24 protein-coding genes and 1 pseudogene are annotated in these 23,738 nt (G+C 66.8%); 17 read left to right on the top strand and 8 right to left on the bottom strand.

The window, feature by feature from the left end; translation table 11 throughout:
• A partial coding sequence (locus tag EBE87_RS24320; protein WP_302466805.1) for a DUF6481 family protein occupies positions 1-379 on the top strand: 379 nt, incomplete at its 5' end.
• Positions 380-436: 57 nt separating this feature from the next.
• Here EBE87_RS24320 and EBE87_RS24315 read toward each other — a convergent pair.
• Positions 437-628, bottom strand: a complete 192-nt coding sequence (locus EBE87_RS24315; RefSeq protein WP_120638718.1) for a hypothetical protein — start codon at positions 626-628, stop codon at positions 437-439.
• A gap of 528 nt (positions 629-1,156) precedes the next feature.
• On the opposite strand from EBE87_RS24315, the gene EBE87_RS24310 reads away from it, so the two are divergent.
• Positions 1,157-1,360: a hypothetical protein gene (locus tag EBE87_RS24310; RefSeq protein ID WP_120638717.1), complete on the top strand. Its 204-nt coding sequence runs from the start codon at positions 1,157-1,159 to the stop codon at positions 1,358-1,360.
• 774 nt (positions 1,361-2,134) lie between these two features.
• Here the strand turns inward: EBE87_RS24310 and EBE87_RS24305 are convergent.
• Positions 2,135-2,512, bottom strand: a complete 378-nt coding sequence (locus tag EBE87_RS24305; RefSeq protein WP_120638716.1) for a response regulator — start codon at positions 2,510-2,512, stop codon at positions 2,135-2,137.
• A gap of 406 nt (positions 2,513-2,918) precedes the next feature.
• Here EBE87_RS24305 and EBE87_RS24300 point away from each other — a divergent pair, with 406 nt between their 5' ends.
• From EBE87_RS24300 to EBE87_RS24295, 4 genes are all read left to right on the top strand, one after another.
• A complete protein-coding gene (locus EBE87_RS24300; protein WP_120638715.1) occupies positions 2,919-5,126 on the top strand; it encodes a PAS domain S-box protein in 2,208 nt (735 codons plus the stop codon).
• A gap of 264 nt (positions 5,127-5,390) precedes the next feature.
• Positions 5,391-5,546: a hypothetical protein gene (locus tag EBE87_RS29175; protein ID WP_158600898.1), complete on the top strand. Its 156-nt coding sequence runs from the start codon at positions 5,391-5,393 to the stop codon at positions 5,544-5,546.
• Between the two features lie 78 nt (positions 5,547-5,624).
• Complete coding sequence (locus EBE87_RS29170) at positions 5,625-5,762, top strand: hypothetical protein (protein WP_158600897.1); 138 nt, start codon at positions 5,625-5,627, stop codon at positions 5,760-5,762.
• A gap of 704 nt (positions 5,763-6,466) precedes the next feature.
• Complete coding sequence (locus EBE87_RS24295) at positions 6,467-6,913, top strand: septal ring lytic transglycosylase RlpA family protein (protein ID WP_233553250.1); 447 nt, start codon at positions 6,467-6,469, stop codon at positions 6,911-6,913.
• A gap of 883 nt (positions 6,914-7,796) precedes the next feature.
• Here the strand turns inward: EBE87_RS24295 and EBE87_RS24290 are convergent.
• Genes EBE87_RS24290 through EBE87_RS24280 form a run of 3 tightly spaced genes read right to left on the bottom strand, consistent with a single transcriptional unit; the run spans position 7,797 to position 10,434 of the window.
• Positions 7,797-8,099 (bottom strand): AtuA-related protein, encoded by a 303-nt coding sequence (locus EBE87_RS24290; protein ID WP_120638714.1) that lies wholly within the window; start codon positions 8,097-8,099, stop codon positions 7,797-7,799.
• Positions 8,100-9,431 (bottom strand): acyclic terpene utilization AtuA family protein, encoded by a 1,332-nt coding sequence (locus tag EBE87_RS24285; protein WP_120638713.1) that lies wholly within the window; start codon positions 9,429-9,431, stop codon positions 8,100-8,102. It abuts the gene before it with no gap.
• Between the two features lie 4 nt (positions 9,432-9,435).
• On the bottom strand, positions 9,436-10,434 hold the full coding sequence (locus EBE87_RS24280; protein WP_120638712.1) for a Bug family tripartite tricarboxylate transporter substrate binding protein: 999 nt from the start codon (positions 10,432-10,434) through the stop codon (positions 9,436-9,438).
• A gap of 348 nt (positions 10,435-10,782) precedes the next feature.
• On the opposite strand from EBE87_RS24280, the gene EBE87_RS24275 reads away from it, so the two are divergent.
• From EBE87_RS24275 to EBE87_RS24260, 4 genes are all read left to right on the top strand, one after another.
• The gene (locus EBE87_RS24275; RefSeq protein WP_233553249.1) at positions 10,783-11,808 is read left to right on the top strand and encodes an aldo/keto reductase; all 1,026 of its coding nucleotides are present in this window, start codon (positions 10,783-10,785) and stop codon (positions 11,806-11,808) included.
• Complete coding sequence (locus tag EBE87_RS24270) at positions 11,805-12,680, top strand: amidohydrolase family protein (protein ID WP_199707429.1); 876 nt, start codon at positions 11,805-11,807, stop codon at positions 12,678-12,680. The genes EBE87_RS24275 and EBE87_RS24270 overlap by 4 nt, the downstream gene beginning before the upstream one ends.
• The gene (locus EBE87_RS24265; RefSeq protein WP_120638711.1) at positions 12,674-13,117 is read left to right on the top strand and encodes an RbsD/FucU family protein; all 444 of its coding nucleotides are present in this window, start codon (positions 12,674-12,676) and stop codon (positions 13,115-13,117) included. The genes EBE87_RS24270 and EBE87_RS24265 overlap by 7 nt, the downstream gene beginning before the upstream one ends.
• Before the next feature lie 114 nt (positions 13,118-13,231).
• Positions 13,232-13,768 carry a hypothetical protein gene (locus tag EBE87_RS24260; RefSeq protein ID WP_120638710.1) on the top strand — a complete coding sequence of 179 codons (537 nt, stop codon included), beginning with the start codon at positions 13,232-13,234 and terminating at the stop codon, positions 13,766-13,768.
• A 48-nt stretch (positions 13,769-13,816) separates the two neighbouring features.
• Here EBE87_RS24260 and EBE87_RS24255 read toward each other — a convergent pair whose 3' ends face one another.
• Positions 13,817-15,436 (bottom strand): ABC transporter substrate-binding protein, encoded by a 1,620-nt coding sequence (locus EBE87_RS24255; RefSeq protein WP_120638709.1) that lies wholly within the window; start codon positions 15,434-15,436, stop codon positions 13,817-13,819.
• A 315-nt stretch (positions 15,437-15,751) separates the two neighbouring features.
• On the opposite strand from EBE87_RS24255, the gene EBE87_RS24250 reads away from it, so the two are divergent.
• From EBE87_RS24250 to EBE87_RS24230, 5 genes are all read left to right on the top strand, one after another.
• The gene (locus EBE87_RS24250) at positions 15,752-17,719 is read left to right on the top strand and encodes a PHA/PHB synthase family protein (RefSeq protein ID WP_120638708.1); all 1,968 of its coding nucleotides are present in this window, start codon (positions 15,752-15,754) and stop codon (positions 17,717-17,719) included.
• 17 nt (positions 17,720-17,736) lie between these two features.
• The gene (locus tag EBE87_RS24245) at positions 17,737-17,994 is read left to right on the top strand and encodes a DUF6489 family protein (protein ID WP_120638707.1); all 258 of its coding nucleotides are present in this window, start codon (positions 17,737-17,739) and stop codon (positions 17,992-17,994) included.
• A gap of 115 nt (positions 17,995-18,109) precedes the next feature.
• The gene (locus tag EBE87_RS28785; RefSeq protein ID WP_147426078.1) at positions 18,110-18,448 is read left to right on the top strand and encodes a hypothetical protein; all 339 of its coding nucleotides are present in this window, start codon (positions 18,110-18,112) and stop codon (positions 18,446-18,448) included.
• 345 nt (positions 18,449-18,793) lie between these two features.
• Positions 18,794-20,131 (top strand): MFS transporter, encoded by a 1,338-nt coding sequence (locus EBE87_RS24235; protein WP_120638705.1) that lies wholly within the window; start codon positions 18,794-18,796, stop codon positions 20,129-20,131.
• A gap of 358 nt (positions 20,132-20,489) precedes the next feature.
• On the top strand, positions 20,490-20,786 hold the full coding sequence (locus tag EBE87_RS24230; protein ID WP_158600896.1) for a DUF4214 domain-containing protein: 297 nt from the start codon (positions 20,490-20,492) through the stop codon (positions 20,784-20,786).
• A gap of 122 nt (positions 20,787-20,908) precedes the next feature.
• Here EBE87_RS24230 and EBE87_RS24225 read toward each other — a convergent pair whose 3' ends face one another.
• Positions 20,909-22,021, bottom strand: a complete 1,113-nt coding sequence (locus tag EBE87_RS24225) for an MFS transporter (RefSeq protein ID WP_233553251.1) — start codon at positions 22,019-22,021, stop codon at positions 20,909-20,911.
• A gap of 34 nt (positions 22,022-22,055) precedes the next feature.
• Here EBE87_RS24225 and EBE87_RS24220 point away from each other — a divergent pair, with 34 nt between their 5' ends.
• On the top strand, positions 22,056-22,631 hold the full coding sequence (locus tag EBE87_RS24220) for a transposase (RefSeq protein WP_233560177.1): 576 nt from the start codon (positions 22,056-22,058) through the stop codon (positions 22,629-22,631).
• A gap of 133 nt (positions 22,632-22,764) precedes the next feature.
• Here the strand turns inward: EBE87_RS24220 and EBE87_RS24215 are convergent.
• Positions 22,765-22,946: pseudogene (locus EBE87_RS24215) on the bottom strand (transposase); the annotation flags it as partial.
• Between the two features lie 155 nt (positions 22,947-23,101).
• Here EBE87_RS24215 and EBE87_RS24210 point away from each other — a divergent pair.
• Positions 23,102-23,482 (top strand): transposase, encoded by a 381-nt coding sequence (locus EBE87_RS24210; protein WP_120638702.1) that lies wholly within the window; start codon positions 23,102-23,104, stop codon positions 23,480-23,482.
• Positions 23,483-23,738 lie beyond the last annotated feature (256 nt).

Here is a 23,738-nt window from a genome sequence, read left to right as displayed (position 1 = left end):
AAAGGCCCCTATGAGCCCCCCTAAAAGCGACAGCTTCAACGACCGTCTGACAGCAGCAGCCAAGGCCAAGGAGGCTATGCTAGAGCGCTTCCGCGCCCGCCTGGGGCCGGATGATTCGGTGCTGCTGCAGCAGCAGGCTGAACGCAAGGCCATCAGCGATGCCCGGGATGCCCGCAATGCGGCCCGCAAGATATTGCGCGACGAAGAGGCGGCGCGCCTCGCCGCCGAAAAGGCCGCCGCAGCCGAGAAGCAGGAGGCCCTGCTGAGCCAGCAGGCCGCCGAGGCAGAAGCTGCTGCTAAACGTGCCGCCGAACTGCCGGCGCTGCAGAAGGCGGCGCGGGATGCCCGCTACGCCGCACGGCAGGCCCGGCGGCGGTAAGCTTTGCACCATAAGCCGCACGGCTTGTGTGGCACATGGGCTTCGCAGGTCAGCCTGCTACCGCCGAGATTTTCCCTTCTGGAGATCCCGTTCCACAACACTGCGCTCGCTGGAGCCGGCGTTGCGGATGATTTCCCGGATGACGGCAGAGGAAACCCGATGTCTCTTGGCGAGGTAAGCAACCTCCGCCTCAAGGTCGGCCGTCTCGCCTGGGCCGCCGCTCTCGGCCCTCTGCTTGTTCTCGGTCACTGATCGTTCCTCTAGCAACGCTTTGGCATCGGCCAAGCTGGTCAACGAGGGGCTGGCCAACCGGCAAGAAGCTAACGCTTCCGGTGGCGGGTGTTTCCCCTGCCTCCACCCTGATGCGCGCACCACACGTGCTTAATGAAGCGGGGTACTTGCCTCAACCACCTGCGCAGCGGCCTGCCTATGCTTTGGCTGGCTGGCTGGCTGCTTCTGCAGCAGCATGCAGCCGGCCTCTCACTGCGCCACCTGAAACTCGGGGGCCAGGTTCGCCATGCTCTCCGCGGCGCCATGCCAGGGCTGCCCGCGCTCATCGAAGCGTCAGGCATAGGCCAGCGCCTGCACCATACCGGCAGATGCCGCTGGGGCGAGACCGGCAGTTGGAGCGCTTGCCTGCTTAGCATGCCAGCTCAAGCTTCCACCCGTGCTACCTTACGGTTCTCAGTCAATCATCTTCGGGTGGTGTTCTGCGCTAGCAGGTGGCTCGAGGCCCCAGGCACCGCTTCAAGCGTGCCGTTGATAGGATGAGCCAACATGAGCGATGCGGCATTCAAGATCGGCCAGGTTGTGGCTTTCGACCGTGGGGCGGGGGATGGCCACATCCGCGGCAACGAGTTCACCGTCACCCGGGTGATGCCGCTGGAGAGCGGCTTTCGCTCCTACCGGGTGCGGGGCCAGGACGGTGTGGAACGTGCCTTCCAGGAGAGCCAGCTTCGGCCGGGGACTGCTGCATTCTAGGCTGGACAGCAGGTCGAGGTTTGGCCGACCTGAGCAGACCCAGAAAGCCTGGCAACCGGCAGGCCTCTCGCGGCTGCGACGGCCAAGCCGTGCAGTTGCGTGGCTTCAGCCAGACGCTGATTTGGGCGATGATGGCCCGGACGGGTAAGACCAAGTCCCAGTGAGCAGAACCTATAGCTATAGCGCCTTCTGCAGCGGCACGGAGCTGCCTCAGCGTTCTATAGGTTCTGATCAGAGAGACTTGGTATAAGGTGGAGGGCCGGCGAGGCGGCCACCGGCATCCGGCTCAGTCTGGCGCGTAACTCCGTGCCCAGGCGACGAAGAAGAAACGGCAGCTCAGCGGCATCCTGCTGGAGGCTGAGCACCAAATACTAGCGGCAAAATAGAGGTGCGGTGGTCGAACGCGATGCCAGGTGCAGCGGTGGTCACACGGACAGCGGCAGGTCGCCAGAATCCAACCAGCGATCGATGATCGGGAACCATGACGCCGGGTGGCTCAGGTAGGTGCCATCCAGCGGATGGCCTGGCATGACAAGGTGGTCCTGCCCCAGGACCGCACTACGGCACCACAGTAGGACCAGAGCCTCCAAGTGCCATCGACGGCGAGCTGGTGAGGCTCATGAGACGGGATCAAGGCAGGGAGTTGCTCGGCCATGCCAGAACGTAGCGCAGGACGCGGAGAAGGCGCCACGGCGGCTTTGCAGCGGGCGAGCAACAAAGCTCAAGTCTGCATGATAACCTTCTTTCCTTGGCGCCGAGCTGACAGCAAAGCCATCAATTGCTCTGGTGACTGCCAGATAGGGACCTCGCGAGCGCGGCCAAACGGTCGAGCCTGTAGGGCTTCTCCACCAGGATGGCACTGGGGGCGAACCGCTGCAGCCGGTCCCGGATGTTCGCTGCGAACCCAGTCGCGACAATCACCGGGACCTGCGGAAATCGGGATCGGGCATGGCGGGCGACATCCACACCGTCGTGGCGGCCGGGCATGCGGACATCGGTGACAACGATATCGACGTGGTCCAGGTCATCCAGCAACCGGATAGCCTCATCACCGTTCTCTGCTTCCACGACCGTGAAGCCACCCTCTTCAAACACTTCCCTGGCAACCATGCGCACCAGGCTTTCATCTTCAACCAGCAGCAGACGATTCATGACATAGGCCTTCCAAGAGACCAGACCAGGTTGGGCCGCAGGTCATTTCGCGATTCTATCCATACCTACCGGGAACAACCCGTGATGGAACCCCTCGTTGTGCGCTTGGGTGGATGATGAGGCGGTGTTCCCCCAATGTTGACGGCAACCGCCGCCGGGGCTCCAAGCTTCCTCGCTGCAGGTGGTACGAAGGACCACATGCAGGTCAGGGATCGCCGCCACGCCGTGCACCAGCAGCTCATCCTTGCAATGTTTCGAAAGTGGATCACGTAGAGGCTTCGGGCAACTGGCGTAAGGCAGATACACGTCGGTTCTGGGGGGGCGCCGAGGGCGCGAGATACCCGATGTAGTTGAGGGTCTAGAACAGGTGGCGGTAGCATTCGGCCCTGGGGCTGACAGTAGAGAGATGGGCGTCGTGGTGCGGGAGCAAGACTGGTCAAAGACCCCGCTCGGGCCGCGTGAGAGCTGGCCGCTGAGCCTGACGATCACCACGGACCTGGTTCTCGCCTCGCCGGTGGCGATGTGCATCCTCTGGGGGCCGGATCTGACCCAGGTCTATAATGACGCCTTTGCCCATATGATCCCGGATCAGCATCCAGCTGCCTTCAGCCAACCGGCAAGGGAAGGCTGGCTCAAAGCCTGGGGCTTCCAGGCTCCAATCTATGAGGCAGTGCTCCAGGGCGCATCATATGCCTTCAAGAAGCAGAAACTCGCCATTTTCCGTGACAAAATGCCTGATGAGGCCTGGTTTGACCTGAGCTTCAGCCCGCTTCGTGACAGGGGCGTGATTGTCGGCATCCTGACCACGGCCCTTGAGGTCACCGAACAGGTTCGCACAGAAGCTGCACTGCGAGAGAGCGAAGCTCGCTTCCGCACGCTCGTCAATCTTGCGCCGAACTTCGTCTGGTTCGCGACATCGGACGGTCATGTGCAATACCTGAATGACCGTTGGTACGCGTTCACCGGACAACCGCCCAACGAGGCACCCCCCAGTGGCTGGGTGACAGTGCTTCATCCCGATGACGTGGCGCATACCATTGCGGCCTGGGCTGCCGCACGGGCGCAGAGCAGAACCTATGAGGTGGAGGCCCGCTACCGCCGCTGGGACCGTGTCTACCGCTGGCATATCGTGCGTGCGGAACCGGTCAAGGATGCTGAGGGGCGGGTCACAAGCTGGTTCGGCAGTGGCACGGACATCCATGACCGCAAGCTCGCCGAACAGGCTCTGGCAGAGAGCGAGAAGCGCTTCCGCAACATGGCCGATAGCGTCCCGGTTGTGGTCTGGACCACCGACATGACGGGCGCCTGCACCTATATCAGCCGCTCATGGCGCGAATTGACGGGGCAGTCAGAAGCGGAGGCTCTTGGCCGAGGTTGGCTGCATGCCACCCATCCGGAGGACCGGGAGGAGGCAGACCGGATCTTCGCCGAGGCTCACGCTCACCAGACGCCCTTCCACCTTGATTACCGACTGCGGGACGCCGACAGCAGCTGGCGCTGGGCGATCGATGCCGCTGTCCCACGCTTGAGTGAAGAGGGAGAGTTCCTCGGCTTCGTGGGATCAGTGATCGACATCACCGAGCGTAAGCTGGCCGAGCAGGAACTGGCCAAGAGCGAGGCACGGCTCCGCCTTGCCACGGAGGCGGTTGAACTCGGCGTCTGGGATGTCGGCCTCGATGATGGAGAGGGTATCGGCACAGCACGCCTCTTCGAGATCCATGGCCTTCCGATGCCAGAGGGCGGGCGGGCGTCGCGCAACACGCTGACGAGGCTGGTTCATCCCGACGATGTTCCGGTTGTGCGTGCGCAACACCTGCGCGCAATGCGCCAGGGAAGCCCGACAAAGATCACCTGCCGCATTCAACGTGCCTCAGACGGTGCGGAGCGCTGGATCGAGGTCAATGGCCAGTACCCTGTCGAGCCTGGGCGCCATCGCTTTCTAGCTGTTGTCGCGGATATAACCGAACGCAGGCAGGCCGAGGGCCGGCAAGCGCTCCTGGCACGCGAAGTGGACCACCGGGCCAAGAATGCGCTCGCCGTGGTGCAGGCAGCGTTGCGGTTGACCAAGGCGCCGGATCTGCCGAGCTACATCAACACCATCCAGGGGCGCCTGGGCGCATTGGCCCGGGCGCAGACACTGCTCGCGGAGGACCGCTGGACAGGCGCGGATCTCCGATCACTGGTGCAAGGCGAATTGGCGGCCTTTCTGACGCCGCATGACCGTGGCAGCCCGCAGGCCGAACTCAGCGGGCCCAAGGTCGCTCTTGCCGCGGAGATGGCGCAGCCCATGAGCATGGCGGTGCACGAACTCGCCACCAATGCAGTGAAACATGGCGCCTTATCAGTGTCCTCAGGACGCCTCACGGTTTGCTGGCAGACCCTGGGTCGGTCACCCAGGATGCTGCGGCTCCAATGGTCCGAAAGTGCTGGCCCGTCTGTGCCTTTCCCTCCGGCCAGACGTGGCTTCGGATCGCGCATGCTGGAGGGGCTTGTCCGGAAACAGCTTGGCGGAACATTGTCCCTGAGCTGGAGCACAACCGGACTGGTCTGTGACATCCATGTGCCGTTGGAACGACGCATCACTTCCGACAGCCCTCATTCCGCTCGGGACTAACAGACTTCAACGCTCTCTTAAACCCTTAAGGATGCTCCTGTCTCCAAAGCAGAACGCCCCTCCCGGTTAAACTCAGCCATGCCCGGCGGCCCGCCTCCCACGATAACGAGCTGCTCACGTGCTCACAGAGCTGCCGACCATCAGTTGCCGCATGCAGCGGTCGGTCGGCTCCTGACCCGGCGTGCCTAGCAACACAGTTTTGCTGCAACCCAGCAATCCTTGCGCGCGTCCAAGCCCATGGATCCGGCTGGAGTGGCATAGCCCATGCCCAGCCTGTTGCAAGGAGGCACGATGATGACGATGGGCAAGGCGCCGATCAGGCCGGAGCAGCGAACAGCGGAGCGGGTTGTGGCCACCTGCTCCTACGCCTTGGGCCTGATGTCCATTGGGGCTGCGGTGATCACCTTGGCGTTGGTTTGAGCTGCATGTCCCGTACTGGCTGGGCATTGAAGCCATAAAAGCGCCTTGTGCAGGCGAACCTCGTGGAAGGGCATGCAGATGCCCGACGATGACGGCTATCGCGGGCTGCTGGCCCGCTCGTTGGATGCTCTGGTATTCGGCGGCATCGCGATCCTGACCATGATCTCTATCGGCGCGGTGGTCGTGGCTTGGTTCCTCTTCTACCGAGGAACCTAGCTGCCTTTTCTGACCCAGAAGCACCGCCTCACAAAGTCGATCATCTATCCATCTCAGCGGCGCGCTACCGTCAGCACGATAATCCCCGATTATCGTGAGAAACGATATGTGACAGTCCGGTTGCCTCATACGCCTGCCCAGCGCGATGCATCGTCCGAATTCCATATCTATATCGCAATGAACATGAGGCGGCGTAGGAGAAGTCTGCGGCAGGGCTACGCTCAGAATTGACCAGTCGCGATGCCCAGAGTCAGCGCAACAAACAGAGCCCAGCCCAGCGCAGCCATGGCCTTGCTGCTGATCATGACAAGTCCTCAGATTGACATGTTGCGTTACTTTTTAACCTGCGCCGTCGTTATAAGTTGCGGCCAAGGAATGAAATGGCCTGCAAGGCGGAGCTCGGGGCTGTACCCGCCGCGCCGGCGCCTCAGTTGCGCCTGGTCATGAGGGCAGGACGGTGCCATCGGCATTGGTGTGAGGTCGGCTTGCCCAGGTATTCGCTTACGGCGCCACCGGTGAACTCAGGTCCCGGGAGGCTGCAACGACCGAGGCGGAGCGCAGTTACCTTGGCGTGGCCTTTCCAGGCTGCACCCTGCCGGCCTGCGCTGACTTACGAACAGCCGGCTTCCACGGCGGCCTGCTGCCCAGTCGAGGCCTTTGTCCGCAGACCGCTTTCATAACTCACTGGCACAGGAGGCAGCCGAATGCGCCGAGCAATGATCGCGACACTGTGCCTGATGCTGGGCATGAGCGTCCTCGCCACTCCGGCGATCACCAAGGAAGCCCGGCATAGTCCAGTCGTCCGGGCGCAGCAGAGCCAAGGCCACAGTCAGCATCTCCGGCCCCAGCGCGGCCGCGCTTCCTTCTACAGCACCCGCTTCCATGGGCGCCGGATGGCGAATGGGCAGCGCTTCAACCGCCACTCCAATGCCGCAGCCAGCCGGACCCTGCCCTTGGGTACGCGCGCCCGCGTAAAAAACCTGGAGAATGGCCGCACCGCAGTGGTGGTGATCCAGGATCGTGGCCCTAGGCTGCGCAGCCGGGTGCTGGATGTCAGCCCGCAGGTCGCTACGCGTCTGGGCATTCGCGAGCAAGGCACCGCCATGGTCGAGATCACCCCGTTGGAGGTTCCTCGGGGTGGGCGCGGCTAAGGCGCCAGCCGGCTAGCAGGCCATTATTCGGAGCGCCCGCACAGCCTGTCCACTCGGTGATCCACAACTCTGTCCCCGAAAGCTGGGGATTGTTCTGGTGCAGGGCATGGCGCCAGCCAAGACCTTCCCTCCGCCATCATCAGCAGAGAATTGTCCCCAGATCGTGGGGACAGAACCGTGGATCACCAGTGCGCAGGCTGTGCAGGGCAGGGGAGGCGGAGGAGATCATGCCATCTGCAGTGCTGCCCAACGCAACATCCTTGGTGGCTGACCGAATACACGCATTGCGGGCAAGCGTGGCCAGGCAGCCGGCCCTGATTGCAGGCGGACAGCATGAAGGGGCAATCGCAACGGCCTTCCAGCCGGTGCTACCGGGCGCGGTGCCAGGTGCCTCTTCTATCCGATATGTGTGCCGCAGCGGCTTACGTGCCGGCCTCTTTCTGCAGTGTCGCGATCAAATTCCGGGCCTCACGGATAAGGTCGTTCACCGTGGAGAAAGGCACGCTTTCTTCCATCGAAGCGATCACTGTTTCCAGGAGCTCAAGGTCGCTCTGCGCTCTCTTCAGCATAGCCAGATAAGCCGTACTCACGTTCCTGTCCCCGAATGGTCGCTAGACTGGCACTGCTGCGCAACTCGTTCACATAACGTTACATCTATTTATCGATCAAGGACAGTTCCAAAAAGCGAGATTTGTGCCTGAATTTGCCGCGACCCTCATTTCAGAGCGTGGCGCGCCTGTCATGAGGCACCACCACCCTCCTCCTGCCTGATGGAAGGCTTAAGCAGGCGCAGATAACGGAGGAAGCGCCAGGAGCGCCAAGGCGCCGGGTGGCGGCACCTGCCAGGCGCCTGCCACTCCTCCCACTTCCCCCGCGCCACTCACTAGCGCAGGTCGATTTCCAGCATCTTGGACGCGAGGCACTTGCCATGCGCATCAAGGGCGAGGGAGCGCGTGACGCCGCCGCCCAGTGCCCCTTCCAGCACGAAGTTCAGCGCGCCGAGAGCCGGCAGCTCGTAACGCCGCACCTCGCCTTTCGCGATGCCGGCGAAATGCGCCCGCACCCGTTCGGCTGTCATCTCGCGTTCCAGGCGCGGGTAGTCGGCAGGGTCATAGGCGATGACGGAGATGCAGGAGATGTCGCCCTTGTCGCCGGCACGGGAATGGGCAATGTCGCGAAGCAGCATTCAGGCCTCCACCCAGTTGATCTGCGGGCGCGCCTCAGCCTCGGGGATGAGGCAGGAGCGGATGCCGATCACCTCGCGCACCGACTTCGCCACGCCGCCGCCGCTGGCCGGGCCATTGAGGTAGAGGCTGTCCACCTCATGCCCGATCCGCTCCGCTTCCTCCGGCGAGGCGCAGCGGCCGGCGACGCGCAGGCGCACCTCGCGCGGTTCCGCAGCACCCTCGGCCGGGCCCAGGATGGAATCCAGCCCGACCAGCTCGAAGCGCATCTCCTCCGCCTCATGCCCGATCAGCCGCAGGCGCTCCCGCACCACCTCCAGCGCCAGCCGCCCGCGCACGACGGCGCCTGGCCCGGCGTAGGAGATCTGCCCCTCGCCGAACCAGCCCTCATGGCAGCCAACGGAGACCTTCAGCATCCCCGTGCGCGGCGCGCCACCGGCGCCCGAGACGCGCACCGCATCCTCCCCCAAGGGCTCCATCCGCACGCCGGAAAAATCGGCGGCCACGTCGGGCTGCAGGTAGCGGGCGGGGTCATGCACCTCGTAGAGCAACTGCTCCGTGCAGGTCGCCGGCGTCACGCGGCCGCCGGAGCCCGGGACCTTGGTGATGATGGCCTCGCCCGCCTCGTCCACCTCGGCCAGCGGAAAGCCGAGCCGCGCGAGGTCCGGCACGTCCTTGAAGCCAGGGTCGGCGAAATAGCCGCCCGTGACCTGCCCGGCGCATTCCAGCAGGTGCCCCACCAGGGTGCCGCGCCCCAGCCGGGTCCAGTCATCCTCCGCCCAGCCGAATTCGCGCATCAGCGGGCCGAGGAACAGCGCCGGGTCGGCGACGCGGCCGGTGACCACCACCTCCGCCCCCGCCGCCAGCGCCTCGGCAATGGGCGCGGCGCCGATATAGGCATTGGCCGAGACCAGCCGGTTGCCCAGGGCGGCGACGGTGCCGCCCTCGTCCAGCATCGTCTCCGTGCCGCGCAGGCGGTCGGTCACGTCATCCCCCGTCACGGCCGCGACCCGCAGCCCGGCCAGGCCGAGGTCCCGCGCCACCTGCGCCACGCGACGCGCCGCCGCCAGCGGATTCGCCGCACCCATGTTGGTGACGATGCGGATGCCCTGGCGCCGGCAGGCCGGCAGCACCGCGCGCATCCGCGCCGCCAGCAGCGGGTCGTAGCCGCCTTCCGGGTCCCGCCGCCGCGCCAGCTGGGCCAGGGCGATGGTGCGCTCCGCCAGGCATTCGAACACGAGGTATTGCAGCCCGCCATGCTCGGCCAGTTCCACCGCCGGCTCGATCCGGTCGCCAGAAAAGCCGGAACCCGCGCCAATCCGTATGGTCCGCATCCGCTCAGTCCGGCTTGATGTTGCCGGCGCGCACCACCTCGCGCCATTTCGCGATATCGGCTTCCAGCCAGGGGCGGAATTCGGTGGGCGGCATGCCCACCGGCACCAGCCCCTGCTCGTTCAGCTTGGGGCGCAGCTCGGGGTCGTTCAACGCCACCTTCAGCGCGCCGTAGATCCGCTCCAGCAGCGGCGCCGGCAGGCCGGCGGGCGCGAAGAGCCCGTGCCAGGCCGCGACATCGAAGGGCGTCACGCCCTGCTCCTCCACCGTCGGCACATCCGGCGTCCACTCCAGCCGCTTGGCGGAGGTGGTGGCCAGCGCGCGCAGCTTGCCCTCCCGCACGAAGGGCAGCACCGCCGTCACCTGATACACTGTCATCGCCACCTGGCCGGAGATCACGTCCGTCAGCGCCTGCGCGCCGCTGCGGTAGGGCACGTGCTCCATCGGGATGCCGGTCTTCTGCTTCAGCAGCTCCCCCGCCAGATGGCTGGAGGTGCCGTTGCCGGCCGAGGCATAGGAGGCCTTGCCTCCCTGTTCCCGCGCCCAGGCCAGGAATTCCTGCAGGTTCCGCGCCGGCACCTGCGGCCCGACCACCAGCAGGTTGGGCGCGTTCGTCACCAGCGAGACGGGGGTGAAATCCCGCAGCACGTCATAGGGCAGGCGCGGCATCAGCGAGGCATTCACGGAATGCGAGGCGATGCTGCCCATGCAAAGATTGTAGCCATCCGGCGGAGATTTCGCGACGGCCTCCGAGCCCACGATGCCGCCCGCGCCCGCGCGGTTCTCGATCACCAGCGGCTGGCCCAGTTCCTGCGACATGCGCGGCGTGACCAGGCGGGTCATGATGTCGGTGCTGGTGCCGGCGCCAAACGGCACGATTACGCGGATCGGCCGGTCGGGCCAGTTGCCCTGCGAGAAGGCGGCGCGTGGCAGCGCCGGCAGCGCCAGCCCCGCGGCGGCGGCGGATAGAAAGCGGCGGCGCGTGCCCGCTGGCGTCTTGGCCATGATGGTTCCTCCCATGATTCGCCCGGTAGTGGGCTGCATCGCGGGGCATCATGCAATTGAAACTTCCAGAGCACTCCATAAGCAACCGTTATGGGCATCGCCCCGTTCCGGAAGCCCGCGCCATGCGGCGGCGGCGCGCCACCTTCGCCGTCGTGCCCACGCACCGTCGATGCCGCGGGCAGGCGCAACAGGAGCTTTGCGTCTGGCCAGCGGCTCCGGCCGACAGTTATGCTCCGGGAACGGACAGTTCTGGCGGTGTGAGGAAGATGGCGGCTCGCAAGATGCTATCCTTTGAACAGGCGGGCCGGGCATGGCTGGCGGCGCCGATCCTGGCCGGGGCGGTGCAAGGTGACTGAGCCCGCGCCCCTGCTGCCGAGCCGCCCGCTGGGGCGCACCGGCATCCCCGTCTCCTGCATCGGCTTCGGCGCCGCGCCGCTAGGGGACCTCTTCGCCCGGATGGATGAGCGCACGGCGATCGATGCCGTGGCCACCGCCATCACCCTCGGCGTAACGCTGCTGGATACCTCCCCCTTCTATGGCCATGGGCTGTCGGAGCATCGCTGCGGCACCGCGCTGCGCATCGCCGGGCGGGAAGGGGTGGTGCTCTCCACCAAGGTCGGGCGCTGGATGGAGCCGCGCCAGGGCAGCGGCCCAGCGGCGGGCTTTGTTGGCGGCCTGCCGCACCAAGCGGTGGTGGATTATTCCTATGACGGCACGCTGCGCAGCGTCGAGCAGTCCCTGCTGCGCCTGGGCACCGACCGGATCGACGTGCTGCTGATCCATGACGTGGATGTCTGGACCCATGGCGACATGATGGAGCAGCGCTTCCGCGAGGCGATGGAAGGGGCCTATCCCGCCCTGCACCGCCTGCGCGCGGAGGGCGTGGTGAAGGCCATCGGCGTCGGCGTCAATGAAAGCGAGATGTGCGTGCGCTTCGCCCGCGCCGGCGACTTCGACACCATGCTGCTGGCCGGCCGCTACACCCTGCTGGAGCAGGCGGCGCTGGACGAATTCCTGCCGCTGGCGCTGGAGAAGGGCATCGGCATCATGCTGGGCGGCGTGTTCAATTCCGGCGTGCTGGCCACTGGCGCCATTCCCGGCGCCAAATACAACTACCGCGACGCACCGCCCGAGATCCTGGAGCGCGTGCAGCGGATGGAGGCCATCTGCGCCGCCCATGCGGTGCGGCTCCCCGACGCGGCGCTGCATTTCGCACTGGCGCATCCGGCAGTCGCTTCCGTGGTGCTGGGTGCCGGCAGCCCGGACGAGGTGCGCCGCAACCTCTCGGCCCTCGAAAGGCCGGTGCCCGCCGCCTTCTGGGCCGAGATGCGCGAGGCCGGCCTGCTGCGCGCCGAAGCGCCCGTACCGGCATGAGCGCCGCCCGCCTGCCGCGCATCGACGCGCACCAGCATTACTGGGCATTGTCCCGGGGCGATTACGGCTGGCTGCGGCCGGAGATGGTGCCGATCCACCGCGATTTCGGGCCTGCGGACCTGGACCCGCTGCTGCGCGAGGCCGGCATCGCCGGCACCATCGCGGTGCAGGCGGCACCGACGGAGGCGGAAACGCATTACCTGCTGGACCTCGCGGCGGGTTGCGGCACCATCCTCGGCGTCGTCGGCTGGAGCGACCTGGAGGCGGCCGACGCGCCGGCCCGCATCCGCGCCCTGGCGGCGGACCCCCTGCTGGTCGGGCTGCGGCCGATGGTGCATGACATCACCGACGACGACTGGCTGCTCCGCCCCGCGCTCGCCCCCGCCGTGGCGGAGATGCAGGCGCAGGGCCTGGTCTTCGACGCGCTGGTGCGGCCACGGCACCTGCCCCGGCTGATCCGCTTCGCGCAGGCCTATCCTGGCCTGCCCGTGGTGATTGACCACCTCGCCAAGCCGGATATCGCGGCGGGGCCGGAGGGGGCGGGCCGGGACGCCTGGGCCAGGGACATGGCGGCGCTGGCCGCGATGCCGCAGGTCAGTTGCAAGCTCTCCGGCATGGCCACCGAGGCGGGGCCGGACTGGGACGTGGCGCGGCTGCGCCCCTTCGCCACCCTTGCCCTGGAGCTTTTCGGGCCGGACCGGCTGCTCTGGGGCAGCGACTGGCCGGTGCTGCGCCTGGCCGGCAGCTACCCGCAATGGTGGCAGGCCACGGCGGAACTGCTGGCCGCGCGGCCAGAGGCGGCGCGGGATGCCATCCTCGGCGGCAATGCGGCGCGGATCTACCTGGGGCGGCGGGGGCGCCGGCCATGCTGAAATCCATCCATCCCATTCTCTCGCCCGACCTGCTCTGGGTCCTGGCCTCGATGGGCCATGGCGACGACCTGGTGCTGGTGGATGCCAACCACCCGGCCGCCGCCATCGCGCGCTCCACCGCATCGGGCCGCCTGGTCACCCTGCCTGGGTTGCGCATGGCGGAGGTGGCGGCGGCGATCCTGACCGTGCTGCCGATCGACGATTTCGAGCCCGCCCCGGTGCGGCGCATGGAAGTCATCGGCGCGCCGGAGGAGTTGCCGCCGGTGCAGCGCGAGGTGCAGGCGGAACTCGCCCGCGCCGTGCCGGGCCTGGAGATGCGGGGGCTGGAACGCTTCGCCTTCTACGACGCTGCCCGCGCCGGCTTCGCCGTGGTGCAGGTGGGCGATGCCCGTCCCTATGGCTGCTTCCTGCTGCGCAAGGGCATCGTCGCCGCCTGAACAAAACCGGCGGAGTGGCCGGGGCGGGCGGCAGGCAGCCGTTGCCGCCGGATGCGGCAATGCCGCACCCTCCCTGCCACGGGCTGAAGCCGCCAGCCCCTGGAGCCACGCGACATGATCCCGGAAGACGCACACGCCTTCTGCCGCGCCCTGCGGTCGGATGCCTCGTCGCTGCCGGAGCAGGCGCAGATCTTCGCGCCCTTCATCGGCAGCTGGGACCTCGTTGTGCGCTGGTATGACGAGGCCGGCACGGTGATCCGGACCGAGGCGGGGGAATGGCACTTCTCCTGGGTGCTCGAGGGGCGCGGCATCCAGGATGTCTGGATCGTGCCGCCCCGGGCGCAGCGCGCAGCCGGCCCGCTCTACGAGTATGGCACCAGCATCCGCTTCTACGACCCCGCGCTGGAAGCATGGCAATCCACCTGGATCGGCCCCATGCATGGCGTCGTCCGCACCTTCACCGCGCGGAAGGCGGGCGCGATGGTGGTTCTGGAAACGACGCCTGGCACCGTGCCCGCCATGAGATGGTCGTTCAGCGACATCGCCGCCGGGAGCTTCGCCTGGAAGAACGAGGTGCGGCCCCCGGATGGCTGGCGGGTGCAGCAGACATTCGAGGCGAGGCGCCAGCCGCCAGGGGAGGCGCCCCGCTAGCGGCGGCGGCTGGGGCGCCACCACCGCCAGAGCCCCGGAAAGCCCCTCTTACTGCTTCTTTGTCACGCCCCAGAAGACCGGGACGGTGGTCGGCCGCAGCCCTTCCACATTGCTGCGATAGGCGGCCAGCGTGCGGAACTGCGCGGCGGGGATATAGGGCAGCACCTGGAAGGCCCGGGCCTGGACCTGGTCCAGGATGGTCTGGCGCTTCGCCGGGTCGCTTTCCTCCCACCAGGCGCGGCGCAGGGCTTCCAGCTCCTCGTCCTTCGGCCAGCCGGCAGGCGCGGCATCGCCGGTGCTGGCGAGATACTGGTTGGTCAGCGGGTTCTGCCCATCCAGCACATTCGCCACGGTGACGAAGAGGTTCCAGCCACCGGCCTCCGGCGCCTCGCGCCGGTTGCGGCGCTGCGTCAGCGTGCCCCAGTCCATGGAGGGCACGTCCATGTTCAGGCCGGCCCGCTGCATGGCATCGGCCATCACCAGGGTGGAGGCATTGTTCAGGGGGCTGTCGGTGGCGTTCAGGAAGACCACCTTGCCGCCGTTATAGCCCGCCTCCTTCAGCAGGGCGCGCGCGCGGTCCAGGTCCGGCTTGCCCAGGCCGGTGGCACCCGCGCGGCTTTCCAGCGGCGTGCCGCAGAAAAAGAAGGCCGGGCAGTTGGCGATCTGCTCGGAAGGGCGCACGCCCATGCCGTCCAGCACATCCTGCTGGTTGATGATGTGGAGCAGCGCCTGCCGCGCGCGCGGGTCGTTGAAGGGCGGCTGGGTGTGGTTCAGGCGCAGCCAGACCTGGAAGCCGACGGGGTTGTAGGCCATCGTGCGCACCTGCCGGTTGCGCTCCAGCGTCGATACGACATCGGGGCTCGGCTGCTCGATGAAGTCGATCTCGCCGTTCTGCAGCGCTGCGGCGGCCGTGGCCGGGTCCGGCATGGCCAGCCACTCGACCGTCTCCACCTGCACCACCTTGCCGCCGGCCAGCCCGTCCGCCGGCTCGTTCCTCGGCCGGTAGGCGGGGTTGCGGCGGTAGATGGCGCGGTCGCCCGCGCGCCAGTCGCTGGTGCTGAACGTGAAGGGGCCGGAGCCGGTCGGGTCGGTGATGGCCACATTGGCCGGCGTCTTGGCGACGCGCTCCGGCATCACGAACAGCGCGCTGCCGGTGGGGCGGGCCAGCGCCTCCACCACCAGGGCGAAGGGGCGGGAGAGGGTGATGGTGAAGGTCTTGTCGTCCACCACATCCATGGAGGCCGTGGCGGCGGTGAGCGCCCGGCCCACGATGTCCCGCTGCCCCCAGCGCTTGATGGAGGCCACCGCATCCGCCGCGCGCACCGGCTGGCCATCGTGGAAGGCCAGCCCGTCGCGCAGGGTGAAGCTGTAGCGCATGCCGTCCGGCGAGGCGGTGTAGCTGTCCACCATCTGCGGCTTCGCCTTGCCCTCGCTGTCGAAGGCGAAGAGCTGGTCATAGACGAAGAAGCCATGGTTCCGCACAAAGGCGGCCTGGGACAGAACCGGGTCGATGGCCGTCAGGTCATTGATCAGCACCACCCGCAGGGCCTGGCCGGAGTTCTGGCCCTGGGCAGAGGCCGGGGTGGCCGACAGCGTGGCGGCGCCAAGGGTGGCGGCCACGGCCAGCCGTGCCAGCCCACGCCGGCCGGGAAGGGAAATACGTATCATGACCGCCTCTGATAAAATCCGGTGACATATCCTGTCATAGGCGCCGCCGCTTGCAACAGGCATGCCAGCCTTGGCGTTCGCAGAGGGATGGCAGCGGTATCGGCGCCAGCATCCGTATGCGGGAAGACCATGGCCCGCGCCGGGGCGAGGTGGCGGCGAGACCCCGCGGCCTCGCAAGGGGCGCCGGCCGGGACCGCATTCCGCTGAGCTTCCGGGCCTGGGCGCATTGACAGGGGGGGCGGCGGCGCCCGGCTCCTGAGCGTGACGAAGGACAGCCCCGCCCACCGGCGCCGGGCAACAGAGGGGAGATGCGCCATGCCATCCGGCAAGGAGACCGACGAGAAGCCCCAGGCCGCATCATCGGCCAGCCCGCCCGGCGGCGCGGCCGATGCACCGGGGCCGGAAGCGCTGCTCGGCCTCTGGACCTCCTGGGCCAAGGCGATGACCGGAGCCAGCGAGAGCTGGGCGGGGTCCGGCCCGTGGCCCTCCATGCCGCCCGAGGATGCCATCGGCCGCTCCTTCGCCGCCGCCGCGGGGGAGCTTGGCGATCACCTCGCCCGCGACCCGGTGCTGCGCTCGATCGACCAGATGTGGAACGCGAACCCCCTCCGCGACGTGGTGCCTGTGGATTGGGCGGAGGTCGTGCGGGCGCTGCGGACCGTCTGGCTCCGCAACCTGAGCCGCCCGGCCGATGCCGTGGCCTCCGCCGCCCGGCTGAACGCGAATCTCTGGCGCTCGGCCATGGAGACCTGGAACCAGGCCGGGCAACGCTGGCTCAGCTTCGCCGAGGCCTCGGTGCCGGGCTCGCCCGGCGGGCCGGTGGACAAGCGCTTCGCCGCGCCGGAATGGCACAACAACCCGGTCTACCGCGCCCTGAAGGAAGCCTATCTGCTCGCCTCCGACTGGCTGTTGCAGCAGGGCAAGGCCGATGACCTGGACGAGGCGGAGCGGCAGCGCCTCACCTTCCATCTGCAGCAGTTCGTGGATGCGATGAGCCCCTCTCTGCTGCTCTTCTCCAACCCCGCCGCGCTGCGCCGGGCCATGGAAACCGGCGGCGCCAGCCTGGCGGACGGGGCGCGCAACCTGCTTGGCGACCTGAAGGCCGGCCGGCTGAGCCTGGTCGATACGACGGCCTTCGCACCGGGCCGGAACCTCGCCCTCTCTCCCGGCAAGGTCGTGTACCGCAACGCGCTGATCGAGCTGATCCAGTACGCGCCCGCCGGCGAGGCGGTCCATAAGGTGCCGCTGCTCATCCTGCCGCCCTGGATCAACAAGTACTACATCCTCGACCTGCAGCCGAAGAACAGCATGGTCCGCTACCTGACCGAGCAGGGCTTCACGGTCTTCATGGTATCCTGGAAGAACCCGGATGCCTCGATGGATGGCATCACCATCGAGGATTACATGGATCTCGGCCCCCTGGCGGCCAGCGATGCGGTGCGCGAGATCACCGGCAGCCCGACGGTGAATGTGATGGGCTATTGCATCGGCGGCACGCTGCTGGCGATGACGCTCGCCTGGCTCGCCGCGCGGGGCGACGATCGCTTCGGCGCGGCCACCTTCATGGTGTCGCTGCAGGATTTCTCGCGCGTGGGCGACACCGCCGTCTTCATGGGCGATGAATCCATCGAACTCATCGAGCAGCAGATGCTGGAACGCGGCTACCTGGACAGCCGCGAGATGTCGAACATGTTCAACCTGCTGCGCTCCAACGACCTGATCTGGGCGAATGTGGTCAATAACTACCTGATGGGCGAGAAGCCGCCGGCCTTCGACCTGCTGTACTGGAACAGCGACGGCACGCGGATGACCCGCGCGGCCCATAGCTGGTACCTGCGCAACACCTATCGCGAGAACAACCTGATCGTGCCGGGCCAGATAGAATTGAAGGGGGAGGCCATCGACCTGGGCCGCATCCGCCAGGACATCTATGCCGTCGGCGCCGAGCGGGACCACATCGTTCCCTGGGACGGGGCCTGGCGCGTCACCCAGCTTCTCGGCGGCGAAGTCCGCTACGTGCTGGCCTCGAGCGGCCATATCGCCGGCATCATCAATCCGCCCGGCGGCAAGGGCGCCCACTGGACCCTGCCGCCGGAAGCGCCGGTCCCTGCCACGGCCGCGGAGTGGCGGCAGCACGCCATCCGGCATGACGGCAGCTGGTGGCCAGACTGGAGCGCCTGGCTAAGCGAGCGCTCAGGCCCCAGGGCGTCTCCGCCATCCATGGGCAGCGCGGCCCATCCGCCGCTGGAAGATGCACCCGGGCGCTACGTCCTGGAGACATAAGGGAAGGAAGCAGAGCCATGAAATTCACCGTGGAAATTGATTGCACGCCGGAAGAAGCCCGGCACTTCTTCGGCCTTCCCGAAGTGAAGCCCATGCAGGATGCCGCCATGGCGAAGCTGGGCCAGCAGATGGCCGATGCCGTCGCGAATCTGAGCCCGGAGGCGATGCTCAGGAACTGGCTTCCCCTGTCGCCCTGGTCGCCGGCCCAGATGCAGGAAGCCATGTCGAGCATGTTCAAGGCGCCGTCCGGCACCAAGAAGCAGGAGAAGCCGTAGCCGGGGGAAAGGCTGGCTGTGCTTCCCCGATTCCGCCTGCGAGGTTCATCCATAAACGGCAACCGCTCCCCGGTTCGAAGGCTTCATCTCCTTCTGACAGCACTGGGTGAGTGGGATGCAGTCGTCCGACACGGCAAAGCTGGCACGGGTACTGGGACTGCTCGGCTCAGAACATGCCGGGGAGCGGGCCTCGGCGGCGCTCGCGGCGCACCGCCTCCTGAAGCGCCTTGGTCTATCCTGGCAGGATCTGCTGACACCGAAGGGCGAGGCAGCGCGCGACCCATCCCACCTGCGGAAAACAGAACCGCCCCCGCATGATGCTCTGGGCGCCGCGGAATCGCGCCTCCGTCAGGCGCAGCGGGAGAATGACGATCTCCGGCGGCAGAATGCACGGCTGAAACGCCGCCTCGAAGCCGCGCATCAATATCAGCGCCCGCCTGAGCAGCAGGAGTAACCAGCCTGATGCTGCCGCCCTGCAGCCTGCCGGGCAGCGGCCGCTCCGGTCCTCGATGCCGCTACGGAGACACCAACAATCCTGGCTCCTCGCCATATCGTGGCCAAGCCCACTGCCGGAATGGCCTAGGCCCGGCTTTCCGTCGGAATAATTCCGCCTACAATGCTACTATACCAGTCCAAGGAGCACAGCCTCGACTATCCCGGAATAGCTGGCGGCGACACGCTACAAGGTGCCGACCCTCCTCAATTTCCGCTCGAGGGATTGAAGGACGCGGGGCGGCGGGCCGCCGACCAATAGCACTGCACCTTCCACTCAGATCAACGTCCCAGGGAAGCGCTCAGCATGAACCGCGCAACGGCGGCCCCAGCCGCCACCTTTCAGAAGGCGCCGGCCGGTGCCTCACGTATCCGTTATATCATTCTTGCTCTCTGCTTCTTCGGCCTGGTCATCAACTACCTCGACCGGGCGAATATGAGCGTCGCTCTGCCCTATATCGACGCCGATCTTCAGCTGAACCTGAGCAATACCGAGAAGGGCCTGATCCTGGGCGCCTTCTTCTGGGCCTATGACGGCATGATGCTCATCGCTGGCTGGTTCACCGACAAGGTCGGCTCCCGCCGCGCCTTCACCATCGCCGCCATCTGGTGGTCGATCTTCACCGCGCTGACGCCGCTGGCGCGCAGCTTCTGGGGCTTCTTCGGCTTCCGCTTCATGCTCGGCGCCGGTGAAGCACCGGCCTATCCGAGCGCCACCAAGGCGGCATCGCGCTGGTTCCCGCAGAGCGAGCGTTCCTTCGCCACGGCGGTGATCGACTCCGGCTCGCGCGTCGGCACCGTGCTGTCCCTGCCGATCGTCACCGCCATCATCGCCTTCGCGACCTGGCATTATTCCTTCGTCATCCTGGGCGCCATCGGCATCGTCTGGGCGGGCGTCTGGTACTGGTACTATCGCGACCCGGAGCAGCACTCCGCCGCGAATGAGCAGGAACGGCGCTACATCACCGAGAATGGCAGCCGCGGCGACCATTCCGACGACACCGAGGCCGCGAAGATCCGCTGGAAGGACCTGTTCCGCTACCGGACGGTCTGGGGGATGATGCTGGGCTTCTTCTGCCTCAACTTCGTCATCTACTTCTTCCTGACCTGGTTCCCCGATTACCTGAAGAATGCACGCGGCCTGAACCTGGCGCAGCTTGGCACGCTCGGCATGCTGCCTGGCCTGGCCGCCGTTGTCCTGGGCTGGGTGGCTGGCGCCATGGCGGACCGCGCTGTGCGCAACGGTGCCAATGTCACCCGCGTGCGCAAGGTGGTGACGGTGGGGGGTATGCTCGGCGGCGCGGCCATTCTGCCCGCGGCCTATGCTTCCTCCATTTATCTGGCGCTGTTCTTCCTGGCGATCTCCTACAGCAGCCTCGCCATCGCCGCGACGGGCATCTGGTCGCTGCCGGCCGATGTCGCGCCCAGTTCGCGGCATGTGGCATCCATCGGCGGGATCCAGAACTTCGCCTCGAATATCGCCGGCATCATCAGCCCCTTCATGTTCGGCTTCCTGCTCGACATGTTCGGGGGCAGCTATACGCCGGCCTTCGCCATGGCGGCCGGCTTCGCGGTGCTGGGCGCCTTCTCCTATGCCTTCATCGTCGGCAAGGCGGAGCCGCTGCCGGTGCTGCCGCCGCGCTAAGCCAAAAGCCCGAGGCAGGCCGGCCGCGTCTCTCTTCGCGCCCGGCCTTGCCCGGAAAGTCTCTCGCATGGCGAGGCAGGGAACCTGTCCCGGCCTCGCCCGTCAGGAAACCCCCAGTATCGCCTATCATCGACAGGCCGCACGTATCCTGTCGATGCAGGACGCGGCAGGCGCCCTGCTTCGCGCGCCGTGTTGCCTTGGCAGCCCGTCATCGGCCAAGGCATGGGGCCGTGGTGGCGAGAATACGGTGCGGATCACCTTCGCCGGCCCGCACCGGAAGGGCCGCTGCGCCTGAACTGTGGCTGGGGCTATGGCAGGCTCGCCGCCGGAGACGGGAAGGCGCAGGGGAATGGCCTGTATGACGATCATGGCGCAGGGTGTCGGCGTCACCCGCTGGGAGGGTAGCCGCACCGCGCTGGACTATAGCGACTTCGGCGTGCCGGATGATCCCGGCTTCGTCACCGCACTGTACCGCAACAGCCTGCACCGGGAGCCTGACGCGGAAGGCCTGATGAACTGGCTCGCGGCCCTGGCCAACAGCGCCAGCCGCGTTGACGTGGTGCTGGGCTTTTCCGAGAGCGCCGAGCACGTGCAGCAGACGGCGAGTCTGACCATGGGCCTGCATCCCGGCCAGGGCGGGATCGTCTTCGCATAATGCGGGAACTGGTGCTCGGAACGGCTTTCCGATCATCCGGCCAGCCGCCGCGGAAGCGATGGCCTGCGCGGCCCGGCGGGCGGCGGCCGGGCTGCCGGCGGCGACCGCCCCGGCACGGCGGTTCATGCGCTCTTGCGGATGCCCAGCCAGGCCAGCGGGATCAGCGCCAGCAGCGTGGCTGCGGCATTCAGCAGGAAGGCGGTGCCCATGCCGCCCGAGATCAGGGCCACCGCGCCAAACAGCGGTGGGCCGACGATATAGCCCACGAAGATCAGGATGGTGCCGCCCGCCATAGTCTCGGCGATCATGCCCGGTGGGGCGCGCCGCGCCATCTCGGCGTTCTGCACCCCGTTCCAACTAGAGACGGCGATCCCCGCCGTAGCGGCAAGGAGGAAGAGGCTCCAGACCGGCCAGTGCGGGCCGCTGAGGGCCAGGACCCCGGTGGTGGTCGCCGAGGCGAGGCAGCACAGGCGGAGCACCGTGAGGCCCGGCACCATCCGGTCTGACACGAAGCCGAGCAGCATGCGGCCACCAATGGAGACCGTCTGCATGGCGGCGAACAGGGCGCCGGCGAGGGGCAGGGGGAAATGCAGCTCGATGGCCGCATAGGTCACGAGAAAGGCGAACCACGCGCCCTGGCCGAGGGCCATGAAGCAGCCCGCGAGGCCGACAGCGGTGAGGCCCGGCGCCTTGCCCAGTACGGCGAGCGGGCGGGTGAGGTTGCTCAGCGAAAGGAAGGTGGCCGCGCTCAGACGATGGGTGCGGTCCCGGTTGACATCCAGCCGCTCGCGCATCGGCTGCACCACAAGGATGGTCAGCACAGGGAGCAGCGCGACGGCGAAGATGGCACCCTGCCAGCCCAGGCTGGCTGCCGCGAAGGGCAGGCCAAGGCCCGCGAGCACGCCGCCAAGGGGCACCCCCGCCTGCTTGATGGAAAAGATCAGGTTGCGGTGCTGGGGCGGTGAGAGGCGTTGCAGGATATCGCCCCCGCCCGAGACGGAGGGCCCGTAGCAGAGGCCCATCAGGAAGCTGCCGGCCAGAGCGGCGAGGTCCAGCGGCAGGGTGAGCATCAGCGCCCCGATGACACCGACGGCCATACCTGCCTGGAGGCTCCTGATGGAGCCGAGGCGGTAGATCAATGGGGTACCAGCCATGAGAAAGGCCACCGAGCCCGCTGTATTGAGCGCGGCAAGCCAGCCGATCATGTCCGCAGACCATCCATGGGCGGCCAGCATGGGCGGCGCGAGGGTGGCAGCGATACGGGAGAGGATGGTAGCCGTGGTCTGTATAACCAGCACGGCAACGAGAGGGGCAATCCAGGACATCCTGACCATTCTCGGCCCATGGCTGAAAATGGGAAGTGCAGGACGGCAAGAAGGCCTGGTTTATCTCTGCGGCAACACGACGGACCGGGGCGTAAACGCGCATCCCGATCAACCACATGGCGGGCGGATTAGCAAGATCCACGCTGTGGCCAATGCTGAAGGCCGCCCGCTTGCCTTCGTCCCGATGCCCGGCAACATCGCCGATATCAGCGCCGCCGCCCACCTGCTAGATAGCATCGCGCCGGCACGTCGCATACTCGCCGACAAAGCCTATGATGCCGATCACCTCCGCAAGCCCCTGGAGGCGCAGGGCACTGAGGTGGTCATTCCATCCACCCGCGCCCGCCGTAGACTCCATCTGCTGAACCGCCGCGCCTACCGCGGCCGAAACCTCATCGAGCGCATGTTCGGACGCATGAAAGACTGCGTCGCATCGCCACCCGCTATGACCGTCTCGCCAGGAACTTCCTGTCTGCCATCGCACTCGTCGCAACCATTTGCTTCCGGCTCACCTGATTGAAGCGGCAGCGTCGTCCAACTTATAAAGCGGTACACGAGGCAGTTGATAGTAGAACGGCATGTCAATTTTACGCATAAGAAAAATTATGTAATAATTTGCTCAAAGCAGCCGTTGAGAGGCCGTTTGAGAATGGTCATGGGTGGACGATGCGCTGATCAGGAGTGCGCCCATGCCGATGTGGATCATGGCTTCGGAGATGTCGCAGCGGCGTTCGTAGTCACGGACCAGACGGCGCCAGCGGGTCGTCCAGCCAAAGGTCCTCTCCACCACCCAACGGCGCGGTAGAACCTGGAAGCCTTGCTGCCCTGTGGAGCGCTCTCCATTTCGGCCGGACAGGTGGTGTAACCGAAGGGCCTAGGTGCAAGCCTAGGCGGCGTGGACAAAGGTGCTTCACATCCTGAACCTGGGGTGATCAAGGCTGCATCCTGAAGGGAGGCGCCGGTGCTGCGAGGTTTGCTGACGGACGAAGAATGGACCTTCTTCGAGCCCTTCGTGGTCGAGACCGCCCCTTCCGCGGCCGCCCGCCTGGCAGTCACCGCCGGGTGTTGGATGCCATCTTCTGGGTGGCGTGCACGGGCGTTCCCTGGCGCGACCTGCCGCCTGAACTGGGCAACTGGAACTCCGTCCACCGGCAGTATCGGCGCTGGACCACCTCCGGCCTCTGGGATGTGCTGCTGCAGGCACTGGCGGATGGTGGCGGCGATGCCGACGCCTTCCAGATGATCGACAGCACCATCGTCCGGGCACACCACTGCGCGGCTGGCGCAAAAGTGGTTCGTCGCCTTTGGCATCTCACCACCGCCAGGGTCTTGGACGCTCGCGCGGCGCCGTCAGTCCGCTTTGCGGCCTGACCGACCAAGATCCATCTCCGCACCAATGCTCATGGTCTGCCGATCAGCCTGACGCTGACGCCGAACGGCCTGCGGCGTGCTGATGGAGGAGCAGGACAGCGATCCCGGCATCTTGCTCGCGGATCGCGGCTACGACAGTGACGCCATACGACCGGAATGGGCTTGATCTGACGGTCACCTGGACACTTCGAAAAACCTCGCGGCTGAGGCGCGAAGCTGATTCACTGCCGCTGGTCAGCGGAGGCAGTGGCGATGG

This window comes from Teichococcus wenyumeiae (assembly GCF_003696345.1).
GTDB classification, from domain to species: domain Bacteria; phylum Pseudomonadota; class Alphaproteobacteria; order Acetobacterales; family Acetobacteraceae; genus Pseudoroseomonas; species Pseudoroseomonas wenyumeiae.
This window is presented reverse-complemented; position numbering and strand designations above follow the sequence as displayed.